General features: G+C 69.4%; 17 protein-coding genes. 5 read left to right on the forward strand and 12 right to left on the reverse strand.

Annotated features, from left to right (window positions below):
• Positions 1–813 carry an SPOR domain-containing protein gene (locus ACUZUJ_RS00445; RefSeq protein ID WP_101764655.1) on the forward strand — a complete coding sequence of 271 codons (813 nt, stop codon included), beginning with the start codon at positions 1–3 and terminating at the stop codon, positions 811–813.
• Here the strand turns inward: ACUZUJ_RS00445 and ACUZUJ_RS00450 are convergent.
• Positions 748–1,869 carry a serine hydrolase domain-containing protein gene (locus ACUZUJ_RS00450; protein WP_101766360.1) on the reverse strand — a complete coding sequence of 374 codons (1,122 nt, stop codon included), beginning with the start codon at positions 1,867–1,869 and terminating at the stop codon, positions 748–750. The genes ACUZUJ_RS00445 and ACUZUJ_RS00450 overlap by 66 nt on opposite strands.
• 191 nt (positions 1,870–2,060) lie before the next feature.
• On the opposite strand from ACUZUJ_RS00450, the gene ACUZUJ_RS00455 reads away from it, so the two are divergent.
• Positions 2,061–2,447 (forward strand): BlaI/MecI/CopY family transcriptional regulator, encoded by a 387-nt coding sequence (locus ACUZUJ_RS00455; protein ID WP_049443587.1) that lies wholly within the window; start codon positions 2,061–2,063, stop codon positions 2,445–2,447.
• A gap of 3 nt (positions 2,448–2,450) precedes the next feature.
• Positions 2,451–4,451: a M56 family metallopeptidase gene (locus ACUZUJ_RS00460; RefSeq protein ID WP_119007370.1), complete on the forward strand. Its 2,001-nt coding sequence runs from the start codon at positions 2,451–2,453 to the stop codon at positions 4,449–4,451.
• Between the two features lie 35 nt (positions 4,452–4,486).
• Here the strand turns inward: ACUZUJ_RS00460 and ACUZUJ_RS00465 are convergent, their stop codons facing one another.
• From ACUZUJ_RS00465 to ACUZUJ_RS00480, 4 genes are all read right to left on the reverse strand, one after another.
• Complete coding sequence (locus ACUZUJ_RS00465; protein ID WP_049443590.1) at positions 4,487–4,801, reverse strand: I78 family peptidase inhibitor; 315 nt, start codon at positions 4,799–4,801, stop codon at positions 4,487–4,489.
• Positions 4,802–4,879: 78 nt separating this feature from the next.
• Positions 4,880–5,902: a ribonuclease H-like domain-containing protein gene (locus tag ACUZUJ_RS00470; RefSeq protein ID WP_458220852.1), complete on the reverse strand. Its 1,023-nt coding sequence runs from the start codon at positions 5,900–5,902 to the stop codon at positions 4,880–4,882.
• Positions 5,899–8,388 (reverse strand): DEAD/DEAH box helicase, encoded by a 2,490-nt coding sequence (locus ACUZUJ_RS00475; protein ID WP_049443594.1) that lies wholly within the window; start codon positions 8,386–8,388, stop codon positions 5,899–5,901. The genes ACUZUJ_RS00470 and ACUZUJ_RS00475 overlap by 4 nt, the downstream gene beginning before the upstream one ends.
• A gap of 93 nt (positions 8,389–8,481) precedes the next feature.
• Complete coding sequence (locus ACUZUJ_RS00480; RefSeq protein WP_458220851.1) at positions 8,482–9,693, reverse strand: hypothetical protein; 1,212 nt, start codon at positions 9,691–9,693, stop codon at positions 8,482–8,484.
• 238 nt (positions 9,694–9,931) lie between these two features.
• On the opposite strand from ACUZUJ_RS00480, the gene ACUZUJ_RS00485 reads away from it, so the two are divergent.
• Entirely contained in the window at positions 9,932–10,450 is a 519-nt protein-coding gene (locus ACUZUJ_RS00485; RefSeq protein WP_458220850.1) for a hypothetical protein, read from the forward strand.
• A 40-nt stretch (positions 10,451–10,490) separates the two neighbouring features.
• Positions 10,491–11,165, forward strand: coding sequence for a hypothetical protein (locus tag ACUZUJ_RS00490; protein ID WP_197622187.1), 675 nt, complete (start codon positions 10,491–10,493; stop codon positions 11,163–11,165).
• A 60-nt stretch (positions 11,166–11,225) separates the two neighbouring features.
• Here the strand turns inward: ACUZUJ_RS00490 and ACUZUJ_RS00495 are convergent, their stop codons facing one another.
• The 7 genes from ACUZUJ_RS00495 to ACUZUJ_RS00525 are packed head-to-tail and all read right to left on the reverse strand — an operon-like array spanning position 11,226 to position 20,259.
• A complete protein-coding gene (locus ACUZUJ_RS00495; protein ID WP_101764662.1) occupies positions 11,226–13,034 on the reverse strand; it encodes a hypothetical protein in 1,809 nt (602 codons plus the stop codon).
• On the reverse strand, positions 13,031–15,199 hold the full coding sequence (locus tag ACUZUJ_RS00500) for a hypothetical protein (protein ID WP_458220849.1): 2,169 nt from the start codon (positions 15,197–15,199) through the stop codon (positions 13,031–13,033). Before ACUZUJ_RS00500 ends, ACUZUJ_RS00495 begins: the two co-directional genes overlap by 4 nt.
• A complete protein-coding gene (locus ACUZUJ_RS00505) occupies positions 15,196–16,317 on the reverse strand; it encodes an N-terminal double-transmembrane domain-containing protein (protein ID WP_458220848.1) in 1,122 nt (373 codons plus the stop codon). Before ACUZUJ_RS00505 ends, ACUZUJ_RS00500 begins: the two co-directional genes overlap by 4 nt.
• Positions 16,314–17,210, reverse strand: coding sequence for a DUF58 domain-containing protein (locus ACUZUJ_RS00510; RefSeq protein WP_101764665.1), 897 nt, complete (start codon positions 17,208–17,210; stop codon positions 16,314–16,316). Before ACUZUJ_RS00510 ends, ACUZUJ_RS00505 begins: the two co-directional genes overlap by 4 nt.
• A 7-nt stretch (positions 17,211–17,217) precedes the next feature.
• Positions 17,218–18,201, reverse strand: a complete 984-nt coding sequence (locus tag ACUZUJ_RS00515; RefSeq protein ID WP_458220847.1) for an AAA family ATPase — start codon at positions 18,199–18,201, stop codon at positions 17,218–17,220.
• Between the two features lie 16 nt (positions 18,202–18,217).
• Positions 18,218–18,925 (reverse strand): DUF4159 domain-containing protein, encoded by a 708-nt coding sequence (locus tag ACUZUJ_RS00520; RefSeq protein ID WP_014035491.1) that lies wholly within the window; start codon positions 18,923–18,925, stop codon positions 18,218–18,220.
• Positions 18,925–20,259, reverse strand: a complete 1,335-nt coding sequence (locus ACUZUJ_RS00525; RefSeq protein WP_014035492.1) for a TldD/PmbA family protein — start codon at positions 20,257–20,259, stop codon at positions 18,925–18,927. Before ACUZUJ_RS00525 ends, ACUZUJ_RS00520 begins: the two co-directional genes overlap by 1 nt.
• Positions 20,260–20,263: the final 4 nt, after the last annotated feature.

The raw sequence follows: 20,263 nt of genomic DNA on the forward strand, positions 1-20,263 counted from the left end.
ATGATCCGATCACACCTGATGCCGGGCATTTCGTTGATGCTGTTGCTGGCCTGCAGTGCCTGCGCGCCCGCTGGAGAGCGCGTCGCGCCGGTAGCGCCCACTGCCAGCCCGGCGGCGAAACCGGAGGCCTTGCCTGCGCAGACCCTGCCCACTGATCGTGGATTGCCCGCACTGCCGGAAGCCTCCGGCAGCGCCTATCCCGGCGGCCGCTACGCTGCGCTGCCCGAACCTGCCAGGCAGGTGCTGGCGCAGTTGAAGTGCAACGTGGAGGGCGCCAGCAAGGTGCAGGTGCTTTCCATTCCCGCGCAGGATGGCCAGCAGGATTTCATGGTTACTGATCGCAGCGGGCCGCGTTTCCGCTACTGGATGCGGTCGTTCTCCGGCAGTGGCGGTACCACCGGGTATCTGGTGCAGCTGCAGGATTGCCCGGCAACCACCACGGGCATGCGCGCCTACATCGCACAGGGAGCCGCACCGCTGCAGGATGTCACCGCGTCGTTGCTGTCGCAGGCCGAGCTGCCCGACGCGGGGACCATGACGGCTTACCAGAACAAGGGCGCGGGTGATCTGTTCGCCTTCATCGGGGTGCTGGACAAGGTGCCGGTGCTGCGCTGGGTGGCCGAAGCCGACCCCGAACAGCCACTGTCCGTCGATGCGCGCAGCTTCGACCATGGCAATGCCATCCACGGCGGTTTCCTGCGCTGGAACCAGGATCACTTCGAAGTGGCCAGGACCGTACCGGCCGCCTTATGGCCCTGCGACGACAGCCCGTTGCTGCCGTGCAAGGGCGACCCGTTCGTGAGCGGGCGGTGAGGCGTCACGCGCGTAGAAATCGGCAATGCGGGGGATGAACTGCTGTGGATTGGCGCCGACCAGATTGGTCAGCACCACCACCGCGACGTCGCGGTCGGGGTAGACCACGAAGGCCGAGCGGGCACCGCCGATACCGGCCACCTGCAGGTCGGGCGATGCGCGCAGCACCGGCCAGCCGCCCGCCCACGGGCCGGCACAGCCATCGGTGAGGCGCTCTGCGGTCCACATCCGCCGCAGGGCCGTCTTCGGCAGCAGGCGGCCTTCGGTCAACGCGACCAGCCAGCGCGCGGTGTCGTCGGCAGTGGTGAGGATGCCGCCGCCGGCCCATAGTGAGGGCGGAATGTCGTAGAACCAGTGTGACAGGCGTGGCGGAGCATCGGCCGCATCACTGGTACGAGGGGCGAGGCTGTACATCGTCGCCGCATCCGGAATCAGGTCGTAGCTGTCGCCGAAGGTGGTGCGGGCCATGCGCGCGCTGCTGAACTGGCCGGTGGCGAGGAAACGTTCGTAGGGCATGCCGGATTGCTGCGCGATGATCCGTGCCAGCAGCACATAGTTGGTCTGGTTGTAGGCGAAGCGCTGCCCGGGTGCCGCTTCGAGCGGTCGCGCGCTGACCGCCGTCCATGCCTGCGCTTCGGAACCCCCGCCCAGCAGGCCGTTGGCATCGAGGATGTCCGGCAGGCCCGAGGTGTGGGCCAGCAGCTGGCGAACACGCACTTCGCGCCATGCCATGGGGAGGTCGTCCAGGTAGCGCGAGGCGGGTGCATCCAGATCCACTCGCCCCTGCTCTGCCAGCTGTGCGATGGCGACCCCGGTGAAGGCTTTGGTGGCCGAGTTGAGTGGGAAGCGGGTGTCGCGCGAGGCGAGCACGCCGTTTTCGACATTGGCCAGGCCGTAGGCTTCGGAGAGCACGATCTGGCCGTCCTTGACCACGGCCAACTGCAGCCCGGGGATGCGCTCATCCAGCATGATCTGGCGGACCAGGCGGCGGGTCTGGTCGTTGGCCTGGTCCTGGCTGGCAGAGACGGCGGCGAAGGGCAGTGCACTGATGAGCATGAGCAGGGCTCGCAGCATTGGGCGGGACATGGGGAATTCCAGCGGGGCGTTGCGGATCGGATGCAGCGGGCGGGTCAAAGGTTTAGGCGCTCGGTGGTGCCTACCGTTCGTCGGCCCATGACTTCCGGGGGGTTGACTACAGTTGTCGTCACGTAGACAGTGACGACACGTGTAGTCAAGGGAGTGGTGTCATGCGTGGCAAGACGATCGGGGACCAGGAACTGGCCCTGCTGCAGTACATCGATGAACATGCGCCGGCCACGGTCGGCGAGGTCGCCAGTGGTTATGGGGAGGCCCGTGGCCTGGCCCGTTCCACCGTGCTGACGATGATGGAGCGGCTGCGGGCGAAGGGGTATCTTCAGCGCCGGCAGCAGGACGGTGTCTATCGCTACCAGGCCACGCGTGGCCCGGAGAGCGTGCTGCAGGGCGCCGTGGCCCAGTTCGTCGACAACACCCTGCAGGGCTCGGTGTCGCCGTTCGTGGCCTATCTGTCGCAGCGCAAGCAGGTCAGCGACAACGAGCTGGCCGAGCTGGAAGCGCTGGTCGCCCAACTCCAATCGCGCCGCCACGAGGGCTGAGCCATGGACACCACGATGCTGATCCCGATGTTGGAACGGCTGGGCTGGACCAGCCTGCAGACCGTGCTGCTGGTGGCCCTGGTGTATGGCGTATGCCGCGCGCTGCCGTCGCTGTCGGCGGCGACCCGCTGCCGCCTGTGGTGGCTCGTCTCGCTGCAGGCCGTGCTCGGCCTGTTCTGGAGCCAGCCGCTGCAGCTGGCCTGGCTGCCGGCGCCGCAGGCGGTGGCGATGAGCGCGACTGACGTGGCCGCCGATATCGTCTACCCGCTGGCCCCGGAGGCCTCGGCACAGCTGTTGGCCGCAATGCCGGTGCCTGCCGCGGATGTGCCGGCGGTGGCATGGTGGGCCGTCGCACTGGCCGCGCTGTGGATGTCCGGCGTGCTGCTGATGGCACTGCGTACCTTCGGTGAGTGGCGTCGCTGCCGTGCGCTGCTGGCAGCGGCCTATCCCTGCGAGGACCAGGCGCTGGTGCAGGCCCTGCAGCTGGCTTCCGATGCACATGGCGTGCGTCCTGCGCCGCGGTTGTGGATGAGCACGCAGGTGGACGCACCGCAGCTGGTCGGTCCGTTCCGCCCGGTGCTGCTGCTGCCGGCCGGCGACAACGCCCTGCAGGGCGATGCGCTGGACCTGGCCCTGACCCATGAATTGCAGCACCTGCAGCGGCGTGACCTGCAGTGGGGCCTGCTGCCGGCGCTGGCCCAGCATCTGTTCTTCTTCCACCCACTGCTGCGCCTGTCGGTGCGCGAATACGCACAGGCCCGCGAAGAAGCGGTGGATGCAGCGGTGGTTGGCCAGCATGGCGCGAGCCGCCAGGCCTATGGGCGCCTGCTGCTGCAGCTGGGTGTGGCACCGCAGCCGCACCTGGGCGTGGCCAGTGCCGCACCGGATACCACCAGCCTCAAGCGTCGCCTGCTCTCGTTGCAGCCACGCCGGGCCTGCCCGCGCATCCTGGCGATGGCGTTGACCGCTGTGGTGCTGGTGGTGGGCGTGGCGCCGATGCGACTGGTCGCTGCGCCGGTGCCGCCGGCACCGCCCGCGCCTCCTGCGGCGCCGAAGGTCGCTGTGCCGTCGCCGCCGAAGGCTCCGAAAGCACCGCCCGCACCGCCTTCGTCCGCGCGCGTTCCGGCCGTGCCTGTGGCGCCAGCGCCGCCTGCCGAGCCGGCTGATGCCGAGGCGTTGTCAGGTCCGGACGATGCGGATGTGGCGGTCGACGTGGATGCGGATGTCGATGTCGATACCGGCATGCACAGTCAACACACGACCTCCCGCGCCACCTCCATCACCACCTACGGCCGCCTGGACCTGGGCAAGTCGCCGCCGGAGGCCTTCGTGCTGGTCGATGGCGATTCGACCTTCGCCAATGGCGGCATGGACGACGTGACGGTCGCCCGCAGGCAGCTCGGCAAGGGCCCGGCGCTGTGGTTCCGCCAGGGCGACAAGCGCTACGTGGTGCGTGATCCGATGATGATCCAGACCCTGCAGCGTGCCTACAGCGGCGCGGCGGATCTGGGCCGCCAGCAGAGCGAACTGGGCCGCCAGCAGAGTGCGCTGGGTCGCCAGCAGGGCGAACTCGGCAAGCAGATGGGCGAGATGGGCCGCCTGCAGGGCGAGGAGGCGCGCCGCATGGCACTGGCTGCCGCCGAGGCCGCGCGCAGCGCGATGGCCGCGCATGACATCAACCGCGAAGCGGCGGCGGAAGCGGCGAAGGCGGCGCGCGGCGCGACCAACGATGCGGCTGTTGCCCGTGAGGCCGCACGTGAGGCCGCTGCAGAGGCACGTCGTGCGATGCAGGAAGTTGATAAAGAAACCGCGCGGGCCACTCACACCCGCGACATGCAGCGCCTGGCCAGCCAGCAGTCTGAACTGGCCAGCCGCCAGGCGGCGCTGGGCAGCCAGCAGGCCGCGTTGGGTGAGCGCCAGGCACGCGTGCATGAGCAGGCGTCGCGGCAGGCGCAGCAGGTGATCGCGCGCGCACTGGCCAGCGGCAAGGCCGAGCGGCTCTGATCGGTGGTGCCGGCCGCTGGCCGGCACCCCGTTGATCAACCGCAGCTGGCGCGCTCGATCCGGTTCTGACCGTCCACCTGCACCGTCACGCGGTCCTGGCGGAAGTCCATGGTCACCGCCATGCCCGGCTTGACCACCCGCGCGTTGCGCGCGCCGCTGTCGGCCACCAGCTTCTTGATCGTGGCCTCGTCGGCGGTCTTGCCGGTGAAGGCTTCCAGCGCTTCCGGCCTGCATTCGTGCGCGGCATCGGCCACCGGCGCCGGTGCGGCATCGTGGCGGGTGGTGCTGCCGGCGTGGCTGCAGGCGGCCAGCGGCAGGATGGCGAGCAGGGCAAGGGGATTGAGGCGCATCGTCGGGCTCCAGGCGTGGATGGTGGCGGCAGTGTCACCGCTGCCAGCGTCAGGGCATGTCAACGCGGCCCCATGCCGTTACTGCCCGACCAGCGCCAGCGTCTCACGTTCGCGTTGTTCCTCGTGCACCAGCCGCTGCAGCAGCAGGGCCAGGGTCACCACGTCCTGGTGGTTGTGGTCGGCGACCCGGCGCAGGTTCACCGCGTCGCCGCCGCGCAGGAAACGCAGCCATGCGCCCGGGGCTTCGGAGCCGGGCAGGTCGTCCTCGCGCACCACGCGCAGCAGCTGGCGCTCGATGGTGGACAACTTGCAGTTCTCCCACGTGCCGCGATAGCGGCGGCGGGTCGGATAGAGCAGGTCGACGTGATCCAGCGCGCTGATCGGGCAACGCTGCCGGGCCAGCCGGTAGCGCGCCTTCAGCAGCGGCGCATCATAGCTGCGCCCGTTGTAGCTGCAGAACACGGTGGACGGCTGCAGCCAGCGGGCAAAGGTGGCCAGCATCGCGTCCTCGGCGGCCATCGTGGCCATCAGCAACTGGCGGATGCGCAGGCCTTCGCCACGTTGCGGGCACACATGCCAGTCGGCGGCGCCGATCATGAAGGCGCGGGTGCCGGTGCCGCCGGCAAGGCCGGTGGTCTCGGTATCGAAGAACAGCAGGTCGCGCGCGGCGACGTGCTCGTGCTCGCGCTTGGCGAAAGCCAGGGAAAGCGGTTCTGCGGGAATCGGCTGCGGCAGCAGCGATTCGATCAGGAACAGGCCCGGTGCGATCTCCTCGCCGGGCAGCTGTCGATCCTGCACGCTGGCACGCGCCGGCGTGGCACCGCCGCGCGAGCGCAGGCCGAGCAGGCGGTGCAGGCTGCCCACTTCCGGCCGACGCAGCGGAGCGGCGGCCGTCACGGGCGCGGCAGCGCCAGTCGGCTTGTGGCGGATCTCCTGCTCGACCCAGGCGAACACCGAACGCTCGGCCGGCGGCTGCTGTGCATCGTTGGCGGCTACCGGGGCCGGCGCTGGCGGCGGTGGCTCGGGCGCCACCGGCGTGACTGCTTTCGGGTCGCCGGCCTGCTTCCGCAGCAGGCGCAGCTTGTCCAGGCTCAGGCTCACGGGGCCAGCAGCTCCATCGGGTCGCGCGCGGTCACCACCACGTCGGGTACGTGCTGGCAGGCCTCGGCATCGAACAGGTCCAGCACGCGCAGCGCCAGCGCACGCGGCGAGGTCTCATCCTCTTCCTGTGCGGCCAGCACCGGGCCGACACAGGCCGGGCAACCGGCCTTGCAGTCGCAGCGCTGCACCAGTTCGCGCGCGCGCTGCACCAGTTCGGCCTGGCGTTGCCACAACGGCTCGCTGAGGCCAACGCCGCCGGGGAAGTTGTCGTACAGATAGACGGTCGGCACGAATTCCTGCAGCAGTTCCACCGTGCCCGGGTCGCCATTGCTGCCGCGCAGCTGGCCACGGCCGCTCTGGTCGGCAATCGCGAACCAGGCACCATCGCCGTTGCCGACCGACTTCTGCAGGTCGCGCGCATCGGCCATCACCGCCACGGTGGCGACGATGTGCAGCGCATACGCCGCGCCGAGGAAACCATCGAGCGCATCCTGCCTGCTGGCGAACGCGCGCAGCAACAGCGCCTGCGGCAGCTGCCACCACACCGCGGTGGTATGCAGTTCCTGGTCGGGCAGGTTCACCGGCCCATAGCCGATGTTCTCGTGGGTGTAGTAGCGGATCTTCTTGTAGCCGGCCACGCGCCGCACCACGTGCACTTCGCCATGGTGCGAATCGCCACGCCCGGCCACGCCGCCGTCGAAACGGTCCAGCACCTTGAGCTTGGTGAAGTCGATGCTGTCGGTGTAGTAGTCCACATGGGTGCGGGTGACGTAGGCCTTGCGGCCGTCCCAGTCCAGCGTCTCCACCTGGTAGGGCGTGGACTGCACCATGTGGATGGCGCCTTCGTACAGGGTGAGCGCGGCAGCGGAATAATCGACCTCGGCGATGATCTGCTGGCGGCCGTCGCTGCGGTCGACCACCACGAAGTTGCCGTCGGCCACCGCACGCAGGCTGACCGCGTTGGCCGGATAGCTGTCGGCGATCCATTCCCAGCGCTCGCCTTCGCGGTGAATCACCTCGGTTTCGGCCAGCGCCTCCAGGAACACTTCCGGGTCGATCGGGCCGAAGCCATCGCCGACCCGGAACGGCAGCTCGAACGCCGCGCAGCGGATGTGGTCGAACAGGATCAGCGGCTGGTCCGGCGCGATGCGCGCGTGCTCGGGCGAGGCTTCGGCGAAGAAGTCCGGATGCCGCACCACGTACTGGTCCAGCGGTTGCGAGCTGGCCACCATCACTCCCAGCGCCGGTTGCTGGCGGCGGCCGGCGCGGCCGAAGCGCTGCCAGGTGGCGGCCACGCTGCCGGGGTAGCCATTGAGGATGACCACGTCCAGGCTGCCGATATCCACGCCCAGTTCCAGCGCCGACGTGCTGACGATGCCGTCGATGGTGCCGGCGCGCATCGCACGCTCGGTCTCGCGGCGTTCGGTGGGCAGGTAGCCGCCGCGGTAGGCGCGGATGCGCGGTGGTTTGCGCGGGTCGTGGTCGAAGATGTCCTTCAGGTACTTGGTCAGCACCTCGACCATCAAGCGGGTCTGCGCGAACACCAGGGTCTTCAGCCCGGACTTGATCGCGATGCGCGCGATGCGGTTGCTCTGCGAACGTGCCGAGGCGCGCAGGCCCAGGTCTGGATTGATCACCGGCGGGTTCCACAGCAGTACCTGTTTCGGTCCGCTGGGCGCGCCGGATTCGGTGATGGCGGTGACCGGTGCCTCGATCAACGCCTCGGCATGCGCCTGCGGATTGCCGATGGTGGCCGAGCACAGGATGAACTGCGGTTGCACGCCGTAGAACGCGCAGATGCGCTTGAGCCGGCGCAGCACGTTGGTGACGTGGCTGCCGAATACGCCGCGGTAGGTGTGTACTTCGTCGATGACGATGTAGCGCAGGTTCTCGAAGAACTGCGCCCACTTGGTGTGATGCGGCAGGATGGCCTGGTGCAGCATGTCCGGGTTGGACACCACGATGTCGCCATGCAGGCGGATCGCCTGCCGCGCATCGCCGGGGGTGTCGCCGTCGAAGGTGAAGGCTTTCACGCCGAGGTCGCCGGCACGGTTGAGCTCCAGCAGCTCGGCTACCTGGTCCTGCGCCAGCGCCTTGGTCGGGAACAGGTACAGCGCCTTGGCCTTGTCCTGCATCGCTGCGCTGACCACCGGCAGGGTGTAGCACAGCGACTTGCCGCTGGCGGTGGGAGTGACGATGGCCACGTGCTCGCCGCGCTGGCTGGCCTCCCAGGCCTCGGCCTGGTGGCTGTAGAGCTGCTCGATGCCACGTGCCTTCAGGGCCGCGGCCAGTGCCGGTGGCACCGAGTCGGGAATGGGGGCGTAGCGGCCCTCGCGGCCGGGAATGGCGAAGCTGCCGGTGATGCGGTCCTGGTAGCGGCGCTGCAGTCGCGCGCTGAGCAGGGCGCCGTCGCGGGCGGGCAGGCCATCGCGGGTGGCGAGCTTCTGCTCGGCATCGGCGGTGCGCTTGGCGAGTTCGTAAGCCATGGAAAGTGGAGCCGGGACGGATTGCGAGGGGTCACATGGCACCACATCCACGTCTCAGGATGTGAGACATCGGCATGGGACGGAGTGAACCGTTCAGTGCGCTGCTGGCGGCGGCCGATTGGCCAGTGCGGCGGTGTACCGGGCCGTCCGACGCAGCGCATGCCGTGTCCTGCGCAGGAACCCGATGGGCTGCCACAGCGTGATGGCCAGGGCCAGCAGCCACCACAGCCGCCACGCGTCCGCACGCGCGGCGCCCGCATCGCTGATCAGGTCCGGGCTTGTCCCGCCGAACAACAGCACCACCAGCATCATCCCCAGCCAGGCCAGTGGCCACAGCGCGCCGCTCGGCGGATAGTGGTGGTGGTCCTCCACGCGGGACCAATGCGGTCCCGCACCCAGTACGACGCCGTCGCTCTCGCGCACGTCCAGCCGCACGCATCTGCCGCTGACGAAGTGCCCGCTGCCCAGCCACTCCGCCGGCAGTTCAATGCGGCGGTCACTGCCGATCAGCCACAACGGCGGATGCTGTGGGTGCAGCGCGAAGTCGGCGAGCCTGCCGCGGACCTGCAGGACACGCTGCGGCACCGCCGGCCCGCGTCGTCGCGGCCGCGACAACCAGAGCGCAAGCGCGGCGATCGCGAGCAGCGGACTGCACAGCAGCAGCTGCAACCAGAACGGCGAGTCGTCATGCAGGGCGGCCGCTGCTCCGAGGGCCAGCAATGCCACCAGCAACCCCGTCCAGCGTGGGGGGCGGTGGCGGCGAAGACGGACTTCCGCAGCATTCTCCATTCGCATGCCAAGTACTTCACTGGGTGCCAGCGAATGCACCCGGTGTCGCCGGGGCCGCAGGACGAGGGGTTCGAAAGGGGCCTCCTCGACCGCAGCTGCGCGGTCGGCTCGCCGCTGTGCGCCGACGATATGGAAGCCGTTCAGACGCACGACCACGGCCATGCCATCGGCCAGTACCACCTCGGCGTGATTGTCAGTGGCGATGTGGCGCCAGGCATCGAAGGGCAGCAGGACCGGGATCTCCCCCAGGTCGGCATGATTGATCGCGCGCGCGCCGAACAGCGAAGCATTGCCCAATGCGCCGGACACCACGCGGACCTGATGGTCGTGGACGCAACCGGTCAGTGCGCGCACCACGGCCAGGGCCGCGTTTTCGTCGCCGCTGAGCACGCGGCAAGGTGGCTGCCGGCGCAGCTCGGCAAAGGCCCGCCTGCGGCGCGACGCCCATTCGGCACGGGCGATCAGCACCACCGCGGCCAGCAGGAACACCAGGACCAACGCCAGCGCCGGCGACATCAGTGGCGCCCGTGGCGGGGAAGGCGGGAGGGGAGCGGCATGGGCTTCATCGACAGCGGGTGCAGGGCAGTCCGCAGACTGGGTTCTTCTGCCTGCAAGGGGAATGCAAGTAGTTGCAGATCGCGGTCGGGGTCACCACGTAGGGGGCGCCGATGGAAGCTGAACACCGGCGCAGGTCACAACGAAATCTGAAGCCGGCATCCGTATCCTTGAGCGCTGGACGCAACCAACAGGGCGGATGGCTGTGGCACGACGTGGAACGCAGGGAGCACTCCTGGCCGGCCTGCTGCTGGCAGGTCTCGCGCAGGCGCAGCAGGCCCCACCGGCAGCGGCGCCTGATCCAGCGCCGACTCCCCCGGCGGATGCGCCGGCTGCCACCACCGCGCCGATTCCTGCCGCTCCGCCGCAGGACAACGTCACCACCCTTGGCGAAGTGCGTGCGCTCAAGCCCGATGACGAGCCGCTGGACCTGTACCGCTTCAAGAACCCGGTGAAGTTCGGCGACAACCGCTTCAGCCGCGACTGGAGCGAGCCACCGTCACCGGAGCAGGTCAGCATGGGCGGTGGCTACATCATGATGGGCGTGGTCAAGGGCGTGCTGGCGGCGGGTCGGGGCCTGAACAAGCTCACCGGCGGCCCCGACCAGATCCAGTCCGCCATTGCCCGGCCGCCGCCGGAGCTCAGTGCCGAACAGCAGCAGCGTGCGCTGCGTTTCTGCCAGCAGCAGGATGGCTGTGATCCGCCGGCGGTGAAGTAGGCCGGTATATCCTGCCGGTTCCTCAACCGGTGGCGCTGCCATGTTCCTGCGTTCGTTCTGCCTGCTGGCTGCATTGCTGCCAGCGTCCGCCTTTGCTTCCGGCATCGCCGGTGATGGCGCCTGCCGCAATGGCGCGTTCCCCTCCGAACAGAGCCAGTTCGCGCTGGCACGCGTGGTCGATGCGCCGCGCCTGTACCTGCTCGGCGATATGGACGGCTGCCCGGAAAAGGGCGAGCCGGCCTGCCGGCAGCGCAGCTACGTGGTCAACGGCGATACGGTGGTGACCGGTCGCGACCTGGGCCGCTACCGCTGCGCGTTCTTCCCGAACAAGGTGGGCGGCAGCGCCGGCTGGGTCGACCGCAGCAAGCTGCAGCCGTTGCCGGTGGCCGTGCCAACGCTGCAGGACTGGACGGGCCACTGGAAAGATGGCGACAACGGCCTGCGCATCACCGTGCAGGGTGGACAACTGCATGTGGATGGCGACGCCTACTGGCCCTCTGCCAACCCCACGCCGGAACAGCGCCCGTATGGGCCGAACCTGGGCCAGGTGGAAGCACGCGCAACGCCGCGCGGCGCCGATGTGGAATTCGTTGAAGACACCTGCAAGGTGCGGGTGCACTCGCTGGGGGATGTACTGGTCGTGGCCGACAACAGCGAGTGCGGTGGCATGAACGTGCGCTTCAATGGCGTGTACCGGCGCGCTGGCAAGCGTTGAAGGACGCATGACGGATGGGGTCAGAGCCCTTTCGTGGACGAAAGGGATCCGACCCCGGGCTCAGCGCCGTCGCTCCAGCCACCACAGCAGCGAAGCGCACAACGCGAACGCCAGCCACCAGGGCCAGCGCGAGCCCGGCACGGGCTGCATCATCGCCGTGTTCGTCGGCCTGCTGACGGCCAACGCCTGCGAGGTCGCGTCGATCATTGCCTGCCGATGCAGTGCAGGTGCGTCCTTCGGGTCGAACACATAGCGCCAGACCGTGATGTCGCCGTGCTGCAGGCGCTGCCAGCCCGCCTCGCGCGGCCACCAGCCGGCGCAGCGCAGGGCCGACGTCGCGCCGTCGACGATCAGGGGCACGCTGTCGCCGCGTGCGTTGAACACCTGCAGTGGCGCCTTCACGCCGCACAGCGCCTGCCGTTCGCCCGCCCAGCTGAGCGCCTGCGTCGACCACAGCGCATCACCGCTGCCCTGCGCACGCGCCAGCGTGGCGACCACGCTGCTCCAGAGTTCACCGTGGCGGTCATCGCGCCCGGCCAGCACCCAGCGCCAGCTGTCGGTGATGGGCAGCAGGCCGATGCGGCCCTTGCCGGCAGCGCGCCAGCCGCCGACCGCCTTGCCCGTGCCATCCTGCAGCAGGGCGTTGCTGCCCGGTGCCTGCAGCGCGAGTGCTTCCAGCGCAGGCAGGGGAGCATTGTGCGAGCTGCGGTCCGCCTCTTCGCCGTAGCCGGTCGGCAGCGTACCCGCGGCGAGTGGGCCACGCCGTGCGGCGAGGACCGCGCTGTCGCCGTCGCCGGGAAGTTCGAGGGCATGGCTGCTGCCGTCGCCTTGCACCGGTAGGCCCAGGTCGTGCAGGCGCTGGCGCGCGCTGGCTGCAGGTGCGCCTGCACTGCGCACCAGAACGCCGAGCCCGTCGCGCAACGCCTGCCGCACGGCAGCCAGCTGGCCGGCACTCAATGCGGCCAGGCTGCGCTCGTCCAGCAGCAACAGATCGCTGCGCGCGAGTGACGCTGCATCCAGCGCGACCGCGCCATCTCCCACGCTGACGCCCGCCCCGGTATCGGCCTGCACCTGCACGCGGATGCCGGTATCGGCGGCCCAGCGGCGCAGGTACTTCAGCTCCGGGCCCGGCGCACTGGCACGCACCAGCAGGCGCAGCGGTGCCGCCGGCAGGGTCTGCTGCGGTACCGGCGTGCTGTCCACCACATGACCCTCGGCATCGAGCAGGCGCAGCTGGAACACGCTGCGGCCTTCGGCACGGGCGATGCCGCTGAGCTGCACGTGGCCGTCCTCGGCAACGTCGACGCGATCGACCACGCTGTCGGCGGGGTCAAGCAGTTCCGCCCTGGCCTTGGTGACGCCGTGCGCCTGTGCATGCACGTCGAAGCGTGCGCCGGGTGTGGTGTCGGCGGGTGTCCGCAGTGCGATCCACCCGCGCGGCGGCGCTGCCGGCTGCCAGCGCACGTCGCGTGGCAGTACCGCGTCGCGGTCACGCGCAACCAGGCCGGCACCGACCAGGGTGAGCGTGGAGGCCGGATGCTGGCGCAGCGCGGTGGCCAGGTCCGGCACGCGCTGGCCACCGGGCACATCGGTAGCTTCCGGCAACAGCAGCAGCGGGCCTGCGCCGGTCGGCGGCGCGCCGGCCTTGCCGGCATCGAGTCCCAGCACGACCAGGCCGACCGCAGGTTGCTGGCGGGTGGGGGGGGCCAGGCAGAAGTACAGCAGCGTGGCAGCGATCAGCTGCAATCCAATCACGATCCACTGGCGGCCACGGCGCGTGGCATTGCCACGCAGCTGGCGCACGCTGGCGATGACCACGATCAGGGCGAGGGCCAGCGCAATCCACAGGTTCACGGCGGAGGCGTTCATGGCTGCGCCTCCAGCGCATCAAGGTACCGCTGCCCCATCGCATCGGCGGCGTTGCGCCGCATCGCCTGCGGCAGTGGCCGCTGCAGCGCCCGCCACAGCTGTGCGCGCAGGCGCTGGCGGCAGTCGCGGCAACCGGGTTCGATGCGCAGCTGTTCGATGGCGGCGGCCAGATCCAGTGCATCGGGCAGGTAGGCGGCATTGCGCTGCTGCCAGGTGGCGAGTGCATCGAGATCGGGGGGGGCCGTGTCATCGCCGAGGCGTTGCCAGGCTTCGATGATGGCCGGGTCGGGCGGTGTGCGTGCGGCCAGCGGTAGTTCGCGACTGGCCAGTCCGGCGCGATCGCCGCCCAGCCGGCGGCCCTCATCGATCGGTGGCAGCTCCGGCCCGACCCGCGCCAGGTAGATGCGTTCGGCCTGCTGCACCTGCTTGATGAAAGCCAGCGCCTTGTAGGCAAACGGCAGCGCCTGCTCTGGGCGGCCCTGGCGCAGCTCGCCTTCGGCTGACCACATCTGGTCCAGCGCGGCCTTCAGCGTGGCGCGCGTCTGCGGGTCGAGCAGGGTCGCGGCCTCGGCATGGTCATGGGTGTGGCCGTACTCGGAGAGCACATCGGTGGCGCCGCCGAACACCGGTGGCGCATCGGCATTGGACGTCTTGCCGCCGTGATCGTGGCCATGCGCGTCGTGCGCTCCGGCCTCGGCGCCATGATCGTGATCGTGTTCGTCGTTGTGGCTGTCTGCAGCCGGTGCATCGCTGGTGGGCAGGTCGCTGGTCGGCGGCGGCTTGGGTGCGCCCTCGCTCTCCTCGCCCAGGAACTGGCCATAGCGCAGGCGCAGGATGCGCTGGTCGACACCGATCGCATCGCTGCGCTTCACGAAGTCCTCGGCGGCGAGGCTGCGACGCTGCCGGATCAGTGCTTCGGCATCGATGATGATCTGCCGCTGGCTGCGGAAGTAGGCTGGAAGGGTCTTCTTGATGCGGCCTTCCAGTTCGGCACCGAGCGCGACTTCGGCGCTGGGCAGGCGCAGGATCACGCTGCTGCTGCGCCCGGTCTGCGGTGTTGGCGCGTGGTTGTCGCGCACTTCCAGCTGGGCGATGACATCGTTGCCCGGTTGTGCGCCCAGCGCAGCCAGATCAAGCGTGTGGGCGAAACGCCGCGCGGTGGCTTCGCCACTGCCGGCAAGCGTGACGCTGCGTTTCACGAAGGTGATGTTCTCACCGCTGCCCTGGGTGGTGGTGATCGACAGCGTTGCCTGCGCGGCTACGCCGTAGTCGTCGCTGGCTTCGAAGCGCAGCGACCACTGGCGTTGCCCGGGCGTGCCCAGCACCAGGCTGGCGGCCGGCTCCAGCACGCGTACGCTGGGCGCGCGGTCGGCGACCACGTCCAGGCGATGCAGGCGGGTTCCGGCCAATGCCGGTTCGCTCACCACGCGGTACAGCACCGGCGTGCGCGCCACGTCCTGTGCCTGCCACTGGCCGTCGTGTTCGTTCAGCGGCAGCCGGCGACCATCGTGGAACTGCAGCCATGCCTTGTCCGGCGCGCGATCGAAGCGCAACGACCACGACAGCCGGCTGTCGGCGGCGACCTTGGCATCCAGTGCGTTCTGGGTAAGCGTGGCCTGGCCGGTATAGGCTGGCGCGTCGATGCGCAGGCGGGTGGACTGCAGGTGCAGTGGGCCCGCGGAAGCCGTGCTGCCAGGCGCCGACGCACGGGCTGGCGCGGAGCCGGGGCTGGAGCGTGGCCAGCCGACTGCCAGCGCAACGATGGCCAGGCCTGCGATCCAGCACAGCGCCAATGCCCAACGCGGCCAGCGCGGACGCAGTTCCGGCAGCGCACGTTCCAGCGCGGCCAGCACGTGCGCGCGCTGACGCTGCTGCAGCGGATTGAGCATGGCGGCATCGGCGAATAGCAGGTCGGCACTGTCCTCGCTGGCGCCGCTGCCATCGAGCTGGCGCTGCAACCACAGCTGGTCCAGCTGGCGGGAGCGTGCCGTGGCGAGCGCTGCGCAGGCGAGCAGGCCGACAGTGCCAACCACGCAGGCGATGTCGAAGCCCGCCAGGCGCAGCGCCAGCGCCGTTGCGGCCAGCGCCCACGGCAGGCCCAGCAGCAGGGTGATGAGTGCACGGCGGCGGCGCGCGCGTTGCCAGGCGTGCTGCAGGGTGTTCATGCGGCCACCCTGCGTCGGCGACTGCTGGCCATCCAGCGCTCCAGCGCGAACAGCAGCACGATGGCCAGCAGCAGCCACGGGGTGAGCTCGCGCAGCGGCGGCGTTGCCGCAGGCAGTGTTGCCTGGCGGGGTGCCTGGTCCTGTGCATCGCCGAGGCGTGGCAGCGGAGGCGGTTGCAGGGCCAGCAGCAGGGCACGCGGCAACTGCGGATCGCGCAGCGCAGCATTGCCTGAGGCATCCCAGTCGCCGGGCAGAGACAGCAGGACACCGTGGCCGATGCGTTGCCGCCACAGCAGCGGGGCGCCCTCGGTGTTGCGCAGCAGGATGCTGGCCTCGGCGGCAGGCTTGCCGGCAGTCACTACATGTCCGCCGTCTTGCAGCCACGCCTGCCAGTTCGCCGGCAGTGCGCCGTCGCGGCACCATACGCCGATCTCGCCGCGTTCGGGCAGCGCATCCGCCACCAGAGGAGCGAGCGGCGCCTGCACGCCCCACGCGCGCTGCAATGCATTTAACCAATGCTGGGCGGTGGCCGAAGCATCGCTGTGCACGCGCAGGCGCGGCGATGTTGCGGCACGCGGTTGCGCAGCGACCGGCATCGGCTGCGGCCGCCACTGCACCTCGCGCGACAGCTGCAGGCGTGCGCCGTCCAGGCCGGTCAGGGGATCGGGAACGTGCACGGTCACTGCGGTGCCCGCGGGCAGTTGTGCGTCCAGTTCGCGCAGCAGGCTGGGCAGGGAGGCCGTGGACGCAGGTGGCACTTGATCAATGGCCGGGAAGCCGGGCGCCAGCCAATGCCAGTTGCCCGCGTCGGCGACGCCGCGCAGAGCGGTCGCGTCCAGCCCTGGAGCAACGACCGTCCACGCAGTGGGGGCTGGTGCAGGCCCGGTCAACGCAGGCCGTGCAAGGAGCAAAGCCAGCGCGGCAAGCAACAGCAGGCGCACCAGCAGCAATGGCCAGTCATCGAAGCGGATGCGCTGGCGTGGCCGGATCTGTGCGCGCAGCCAGCGCAGCGCGGCGAAATTCAGCGGTGTGTACGGATGGCGGCGGGCCAGGTGGATCAGCAGCGGCAGCAACCCTGCAGCGAGCGCGGCCAGGCCCAAAGGGAACAGCAGGTTCATGCACCGCCCCCACGACCGAACAGCGCCTGCAGTGCCTGGTCCAGCGGCTGGTCGAGCCAGCCGGTGGCACTGGCGATGCCGCTGGCCTGCAGGCGCGACTGCAATGCGCTGCGTGCGTCAGCGAAGCGCTGCAGGTAGTCGGTGCGGATCGCCGCGCCATCGCCCAGCAGTTCCTCGCCGGTCTCCGGATCGCGGAAGCGATGGCCGGCGTCGAATGGGAAGTCGCGCTCGTCGGCGGTGAGGATCTGCAGCAGCGCCACTTCGCGGCGCGCGCTGGCCAGTTGTTCCAGCAGCGCGATGCCGGCTTCGTCGAAGCCGTCGCCAACTGCCAGCAGCAGGTCGCCCGGGCGTACGCGCTCCCACAGGGGACGCAGTCGATCGGCCGCAGGCCAGCCACCGCGTGCCTGCAGGGCATGCAGTTGCAGATGCACGCGATCACGCTGGCGTGCGCCGTTCGCTGCGGGCACCAGTTGCAGTCCATCGCCATTGATCGCCAGCAGGCCGAAACGGTCGCCCTGCTGCAGGGCCAGCTCCACCACGCACGCGGCCACGCCGCGCATGTGGTCCAGGCGCGTGCGCTGCGGTGCCACGCGATCGGCCTGGCCGGCCGAGGCGGTGGCATCGAGCAGCAGCCAGACCGTGATCGGGCTTTCGCGTTCGGATTCGCGCACGAAGAAGCGGTCCGAGCGTGCGTACAGCTTCCAGTCGATCTGACGCAGCTCGTCGCCCGGTTCGTAGGCCCGGTACTGGGCGAATTCGAGGCCGGCACCGCGGCTGCGGCTGGCGTGCTGGCCGATGCCACTGGCACCGCTGGCCAGGCGCGGCCGCAACCGCAGCATGCGCAGGCGCGCACGCAGTTCCGGTGGCAACGTCAGCGGGGCACCTGCGTTCACGCGTGGCTCAACCCGGGAACGGCACGGCCTGCAGCAGGGCGGCGACTACGTCGTCGGCACGCTTCTGCTCGGCCTCGGCGGCGAACGACAGCAGCAGGCGATGACGCATCACCGGCGCGGCCAGTGCCTGCACATCCTCGCGGGTGGCGGCGAAGCGGCCCTGCAGCAGTGCGCGTGCTTTCGCCGCCAGCACCAGCGACTGCCCGGCGCGCGGGCCCGCGCCCCACTTCACCCACTGGTTGATCGCTGCCGGTGCGCCTTCGCCTGGACGGCTGGCGCGCACCAGGCGGGTGATCCAGGCCAGCACATCCGGGCTGACATGCACCTGGCGTACTGCGGCCTGCAGGGCGATCACCGCTTCGGCCTCCATCACCTTCGGCACCGCGTCGGTGGCACCGCCGGTGGTCTGTTCCAGGATCTGCCGTTCCTCGTCCTCGCTGGGGTAATCCACCAGCACGTGCAGCAGGAAGCGGTCGAGCTGTGCCTCCGGCAGCGGGTAGGTACCGGCCTGCTCGATCGGGTTCTGCGTCGCCAGCACGAAGAACGGCGCGGGCAATGCGTAGGTGGTGCCGGCGTAGCTGACCGTGCGCTCCTGCATCGCTTCCAGCAGCGCGGCCTGGGTCTTCGGCGGGGTGCGGTTGAGTTCGTCTGCGAGCAGCAGGTTGGTGAAGATCGGGCCCTGCTGGAAGCGGAAATGGCGATGGCCGGTGCCGTGGTCTTCCTCCAGCAGCTCGGTGCCGAGGATGTCGCTGGGCATCAGGTCCGGGGTGAACTGCACGCGCCGGAACTGCAGCTCCAGCGCCTGCCCGAGCGAGCGCACCAGCAGGGTCTTGCCGAGCCCCGGCGCGCCTTCCAGCAGGCAGTGGCCGCCGGCGAGCAGGCCGATCAGCAGCTGCTCGACCACGGTGTGCTGGCCCACCACTGCGCGTGCAAGCGCGGCGCGCAGCGCATCCAGGCGCGGCAACAGGGAATCGAGGTCGGGGGAGGTCATGGGCGTGCAGGTCCTATCAATTGTTCAACGCGTACATCACGATGTTGACGCCGAAGCGGGTGTTGTCTTCGGCCAGGAAACGCTTGTTGCGCCAGTCGTAGTCCCACTCGCAGCCGTAGTCCTTGTTGCTGTACAGCAGGCCCAGGCGGCCGTCGACCTCGATGCCCTTCAGGTAGTCGTGCACCAGGTCGTCGCCCCAGCCGTTGAGTTCGAAGCTGGTGGCGGGCGGGCCATCCGGGAAGCGGAAGAAACTGCGGTACAGCGCGTGGCTGTTGGGCAGCTTCTGCAATGCCTTCGGACCGAACAGGCGGCCCATCTGTGCCTCGAACGAGGTGGCGAACAGCCCATCGATATCATGGTTGCAGTCGTCGACGAAGACGAAGCCGCCATTGCGCACGTAGCGCACGAAGTTCTGCCGCTCGGCGGCATTGAACTCCACCAGCGTGTGCCCGGCCAGGTAGCAGAACGGCGCTTCCAGCATGCGCGGGTCGGCCAGCGCCACCACGTGTTCCTGCGGGTCCACGCGCAGCGAGGTGTAGTCGATCAGCGAGGTGATCAGGTTGGACGGCATGCGCGCGTCCACGTCCCAGTCACCGGAGTCGTACTGCAGCCGGGTGAACCAGAAGTCGTAGCGTGAACTGCGCGGGCCTGACTGCGCCCAGGCTGGCAGCGCCGCCGCCGAAGCGGCAGCGGCCAACCAGCGCAGGCAGGCCCGGCGATCCATCAGACGGCGTCGGACAGCGAGGTGAAGGTGAAATCGCGCAGCTTCATCGGCGGGATCATCATCACGTAGCTGGATTCATCACCGGCCACGCGCACCGGCTTGCCCAGCTCTTCGATGTTGTTGAGCATGATCACCGGCGACTCGTTGAAGCGGAAGTTCTTCACCGGGTGCTTGATCTGGCCGTTCTCGATGTAGAAGGTGCCGTCGCGGGTCAGGCCGGTCAGCAGCACGGTCTGCGGATCGACCATGCGGATGTACCAGGTACGGGTGACCAGGATGCCCTTCTGGGTGCCGCGCACCAGCTCGGCGGTGCTCTTGTCGCCACCGCTCATCAGCAGGTTGCCCGGCGAGGCCTTGGCGGTCTTGCCCTGCTTCTGCGCCCAGAAGCGCGAGTAGTCCAGGTTGGCGACCTTGCCGTTCTCGATGATGGCCATGCGCTCGCGCGGCAGGCCTTCGTTGTCCCACGGCAGCACCGGTGCATCCGGATGCCACGGGTCGGCGATCATGGTCACGCGCGGGTCGTAGACCTGCTCGCCCAGCTTGTTGCCACCGCCCTTCTTCGATAGGAAGCTGCGGCCTTCATCGGCCGAGCGTGCGCTGAAGAAGTTCATCATGAAGCTGATCAGGCCCGCGGCCGCGGCCGGCTCCAGGATCACCGTGTACTTGCCCGGCTCCAGCGCCTTGGCTTCGGCCGATTCGGTGGCCTTGCGCATGGCGATGCGGATGTCCTGGTCGGCCTTGAAGTCGGCGGCATCCTTCAGGTTGCGGCCGACCCAGCCCGAACCGCGGCCATCTTCGGTGCGCACGGTGCAGGTGTAATCGAAGTTGGTGGTGCGCTGGTAGGCGAAGTTGCCGTTGCTGTTGGCGGTAGCCTGGAAGCCCTGGCCGTCCTCGAGGAAGCCGGCGGCGATCAGGCCGTGGCCCCGGCACGGGGCGATCGAATCGGCGGCAACCTTGGCGCGGAACGCCGGATCGATCGCAGCGGTGGATTCGCTGAAGGTCGGGCTGGCGCGGTAGCTCTGCTTGCCGATGGCCGGCATGAACTCCGGGTTTTCCGGGGCCAGGCGCGCCAGGTCTTCGGCACGGCGCACCACGCGTTCCAGCGCGGCATCGTCGAACTCATTGATCGAGGCAGTGCCGACGCGCTTGCCGAAGGCGACGGTGACCGCCAGCTCGGTGTTGTCGACGATGCCGCTGGTGGAGACATTGTTCAGCGCGAAACGGATGTTGCCGCTGATCGCGCCGGCCAGCACGGCGGTGCACTCGTCGGCCTTGGACAGGGCGATGACCTTGTCGAGGATGGCCTTGGCCTGGGCTTCGGTGAAGATACTCATGGTG

It is taken from the genome of Stenotrophomonas sp. S4, from assembly GCF_054187805.2.

Bases quoted from the DNA above. Each gene is read 5' to 3' on its own strand.
- ACUZUJ_RS00445 (WP_101764655.1), top strand. From the start codon at position 1: ATGATCCGATCACACCTGATGCCGGGCATTTCGTTGATGCTGTTGCTG.
- ACUZUJ_RS00450 (WP_101766360.1), bottom strand. From the start codon at position 1,869: ATGCTCATCAGTGCACTGCCCTTCGCCGCCGTCTCTGCCAGCCAGGAC.
- ACUZUJ_RS00455 (WP_049443587.1), top strand. From the start codon at position 2,061: ATGCGTGGCAAGACGATCGGGGACCAGGAACTGGCCCTGCTGCAGTAC.
- ACUZUJ_RS00460 (WP_119007370.1), top strand. From the start codon at position 2,451: ATGGACACCACGATGCTGATCCCGATGTTGGAACGGCTGGGCTGGACC.
- ACUZUJ_RS00465 (WP_049443590.1), bottom strand. From the start codon at position 4,801: ATGCGCCTCAATCCCCTTGCCCTGCTCGCCATCCTGCCGCTGGCCGCC.
- ACUZUJ_RS00475 (WP_049443594.1), bottom strand. From the start codon at position 8,388: ATGGCTTACGAACTCGCCAAGCGCACCGCCGATGCCGAGCAGAAGCTC.
- ACUZUJ_RS00480 (WP_458220851.1), bottom strand. From the start codon at position 9,693: ATGTCGCCGGCGCTGGCGTTGGTCCTGGTGTTCCTGCTGGCCGCGGTG.
- ACUZUJ_RS00485 (WP_458220850.1), top strand. From the start codon at position 9,932: ATGGCTGTGGCACGACGTGGAACGCAGGGAGCACTCCTGGCCGGCCTG.
- ACUZUJ_RS00490 (WP_197622187.1), top strand. From the start codon at position 10,491: ATGTTCCTGCGTTCGTTCTGCCTGCTGGCTGCATTGCTGCCAGCGTCC.
- ACUZUJ_RS00495 (WP_101764662.1), bottom strand. From the start codon at position 13,034: ATGAACGCCTCCGCCGTGAACCTGTGGATTGCGCTGGCCCTCGCCCTG.
- ACUZUJ_RS00500 (WP_458220849.1), bottom strand. From the start codon at position 15,199: ATGAACACCCTGCAGCACGCCTGGCAACGCGCGCGCCGCCGCCGTGCA.
- ACUZUJ_RS00505 (WP_458220848.1), bottom strand. From the start codon at position 16,317: ATGAACCTGCTGTTCCCTTTGGGCCTGGCCGCGCTCGCTGCAGGGTTG.
- ACUZUJ_RS00515 (WP_458220847.1), bottom strand. From the start codon at position 18,201: ATGACCTCCCCCGACCTCGATTCCCTGTTGCCGCGCCTGGATGCGCTG.
- ACUZUJ_RS00520 (WP_014035491.1), bottom strand. From the start codon at position 18,925: ATGGATCGCCGGGCCTGCCTGCGCTGGTTGGCCGCTGCCGCTTCGGCG.
- ACUZUJ_RS00525 (WP_014035492.1), bottom strand. From the start codon at position 20,259: ATGAGTATCTTCACCGAAGCCCAGGCCAAGGCCATCCTCGACAAGGTC.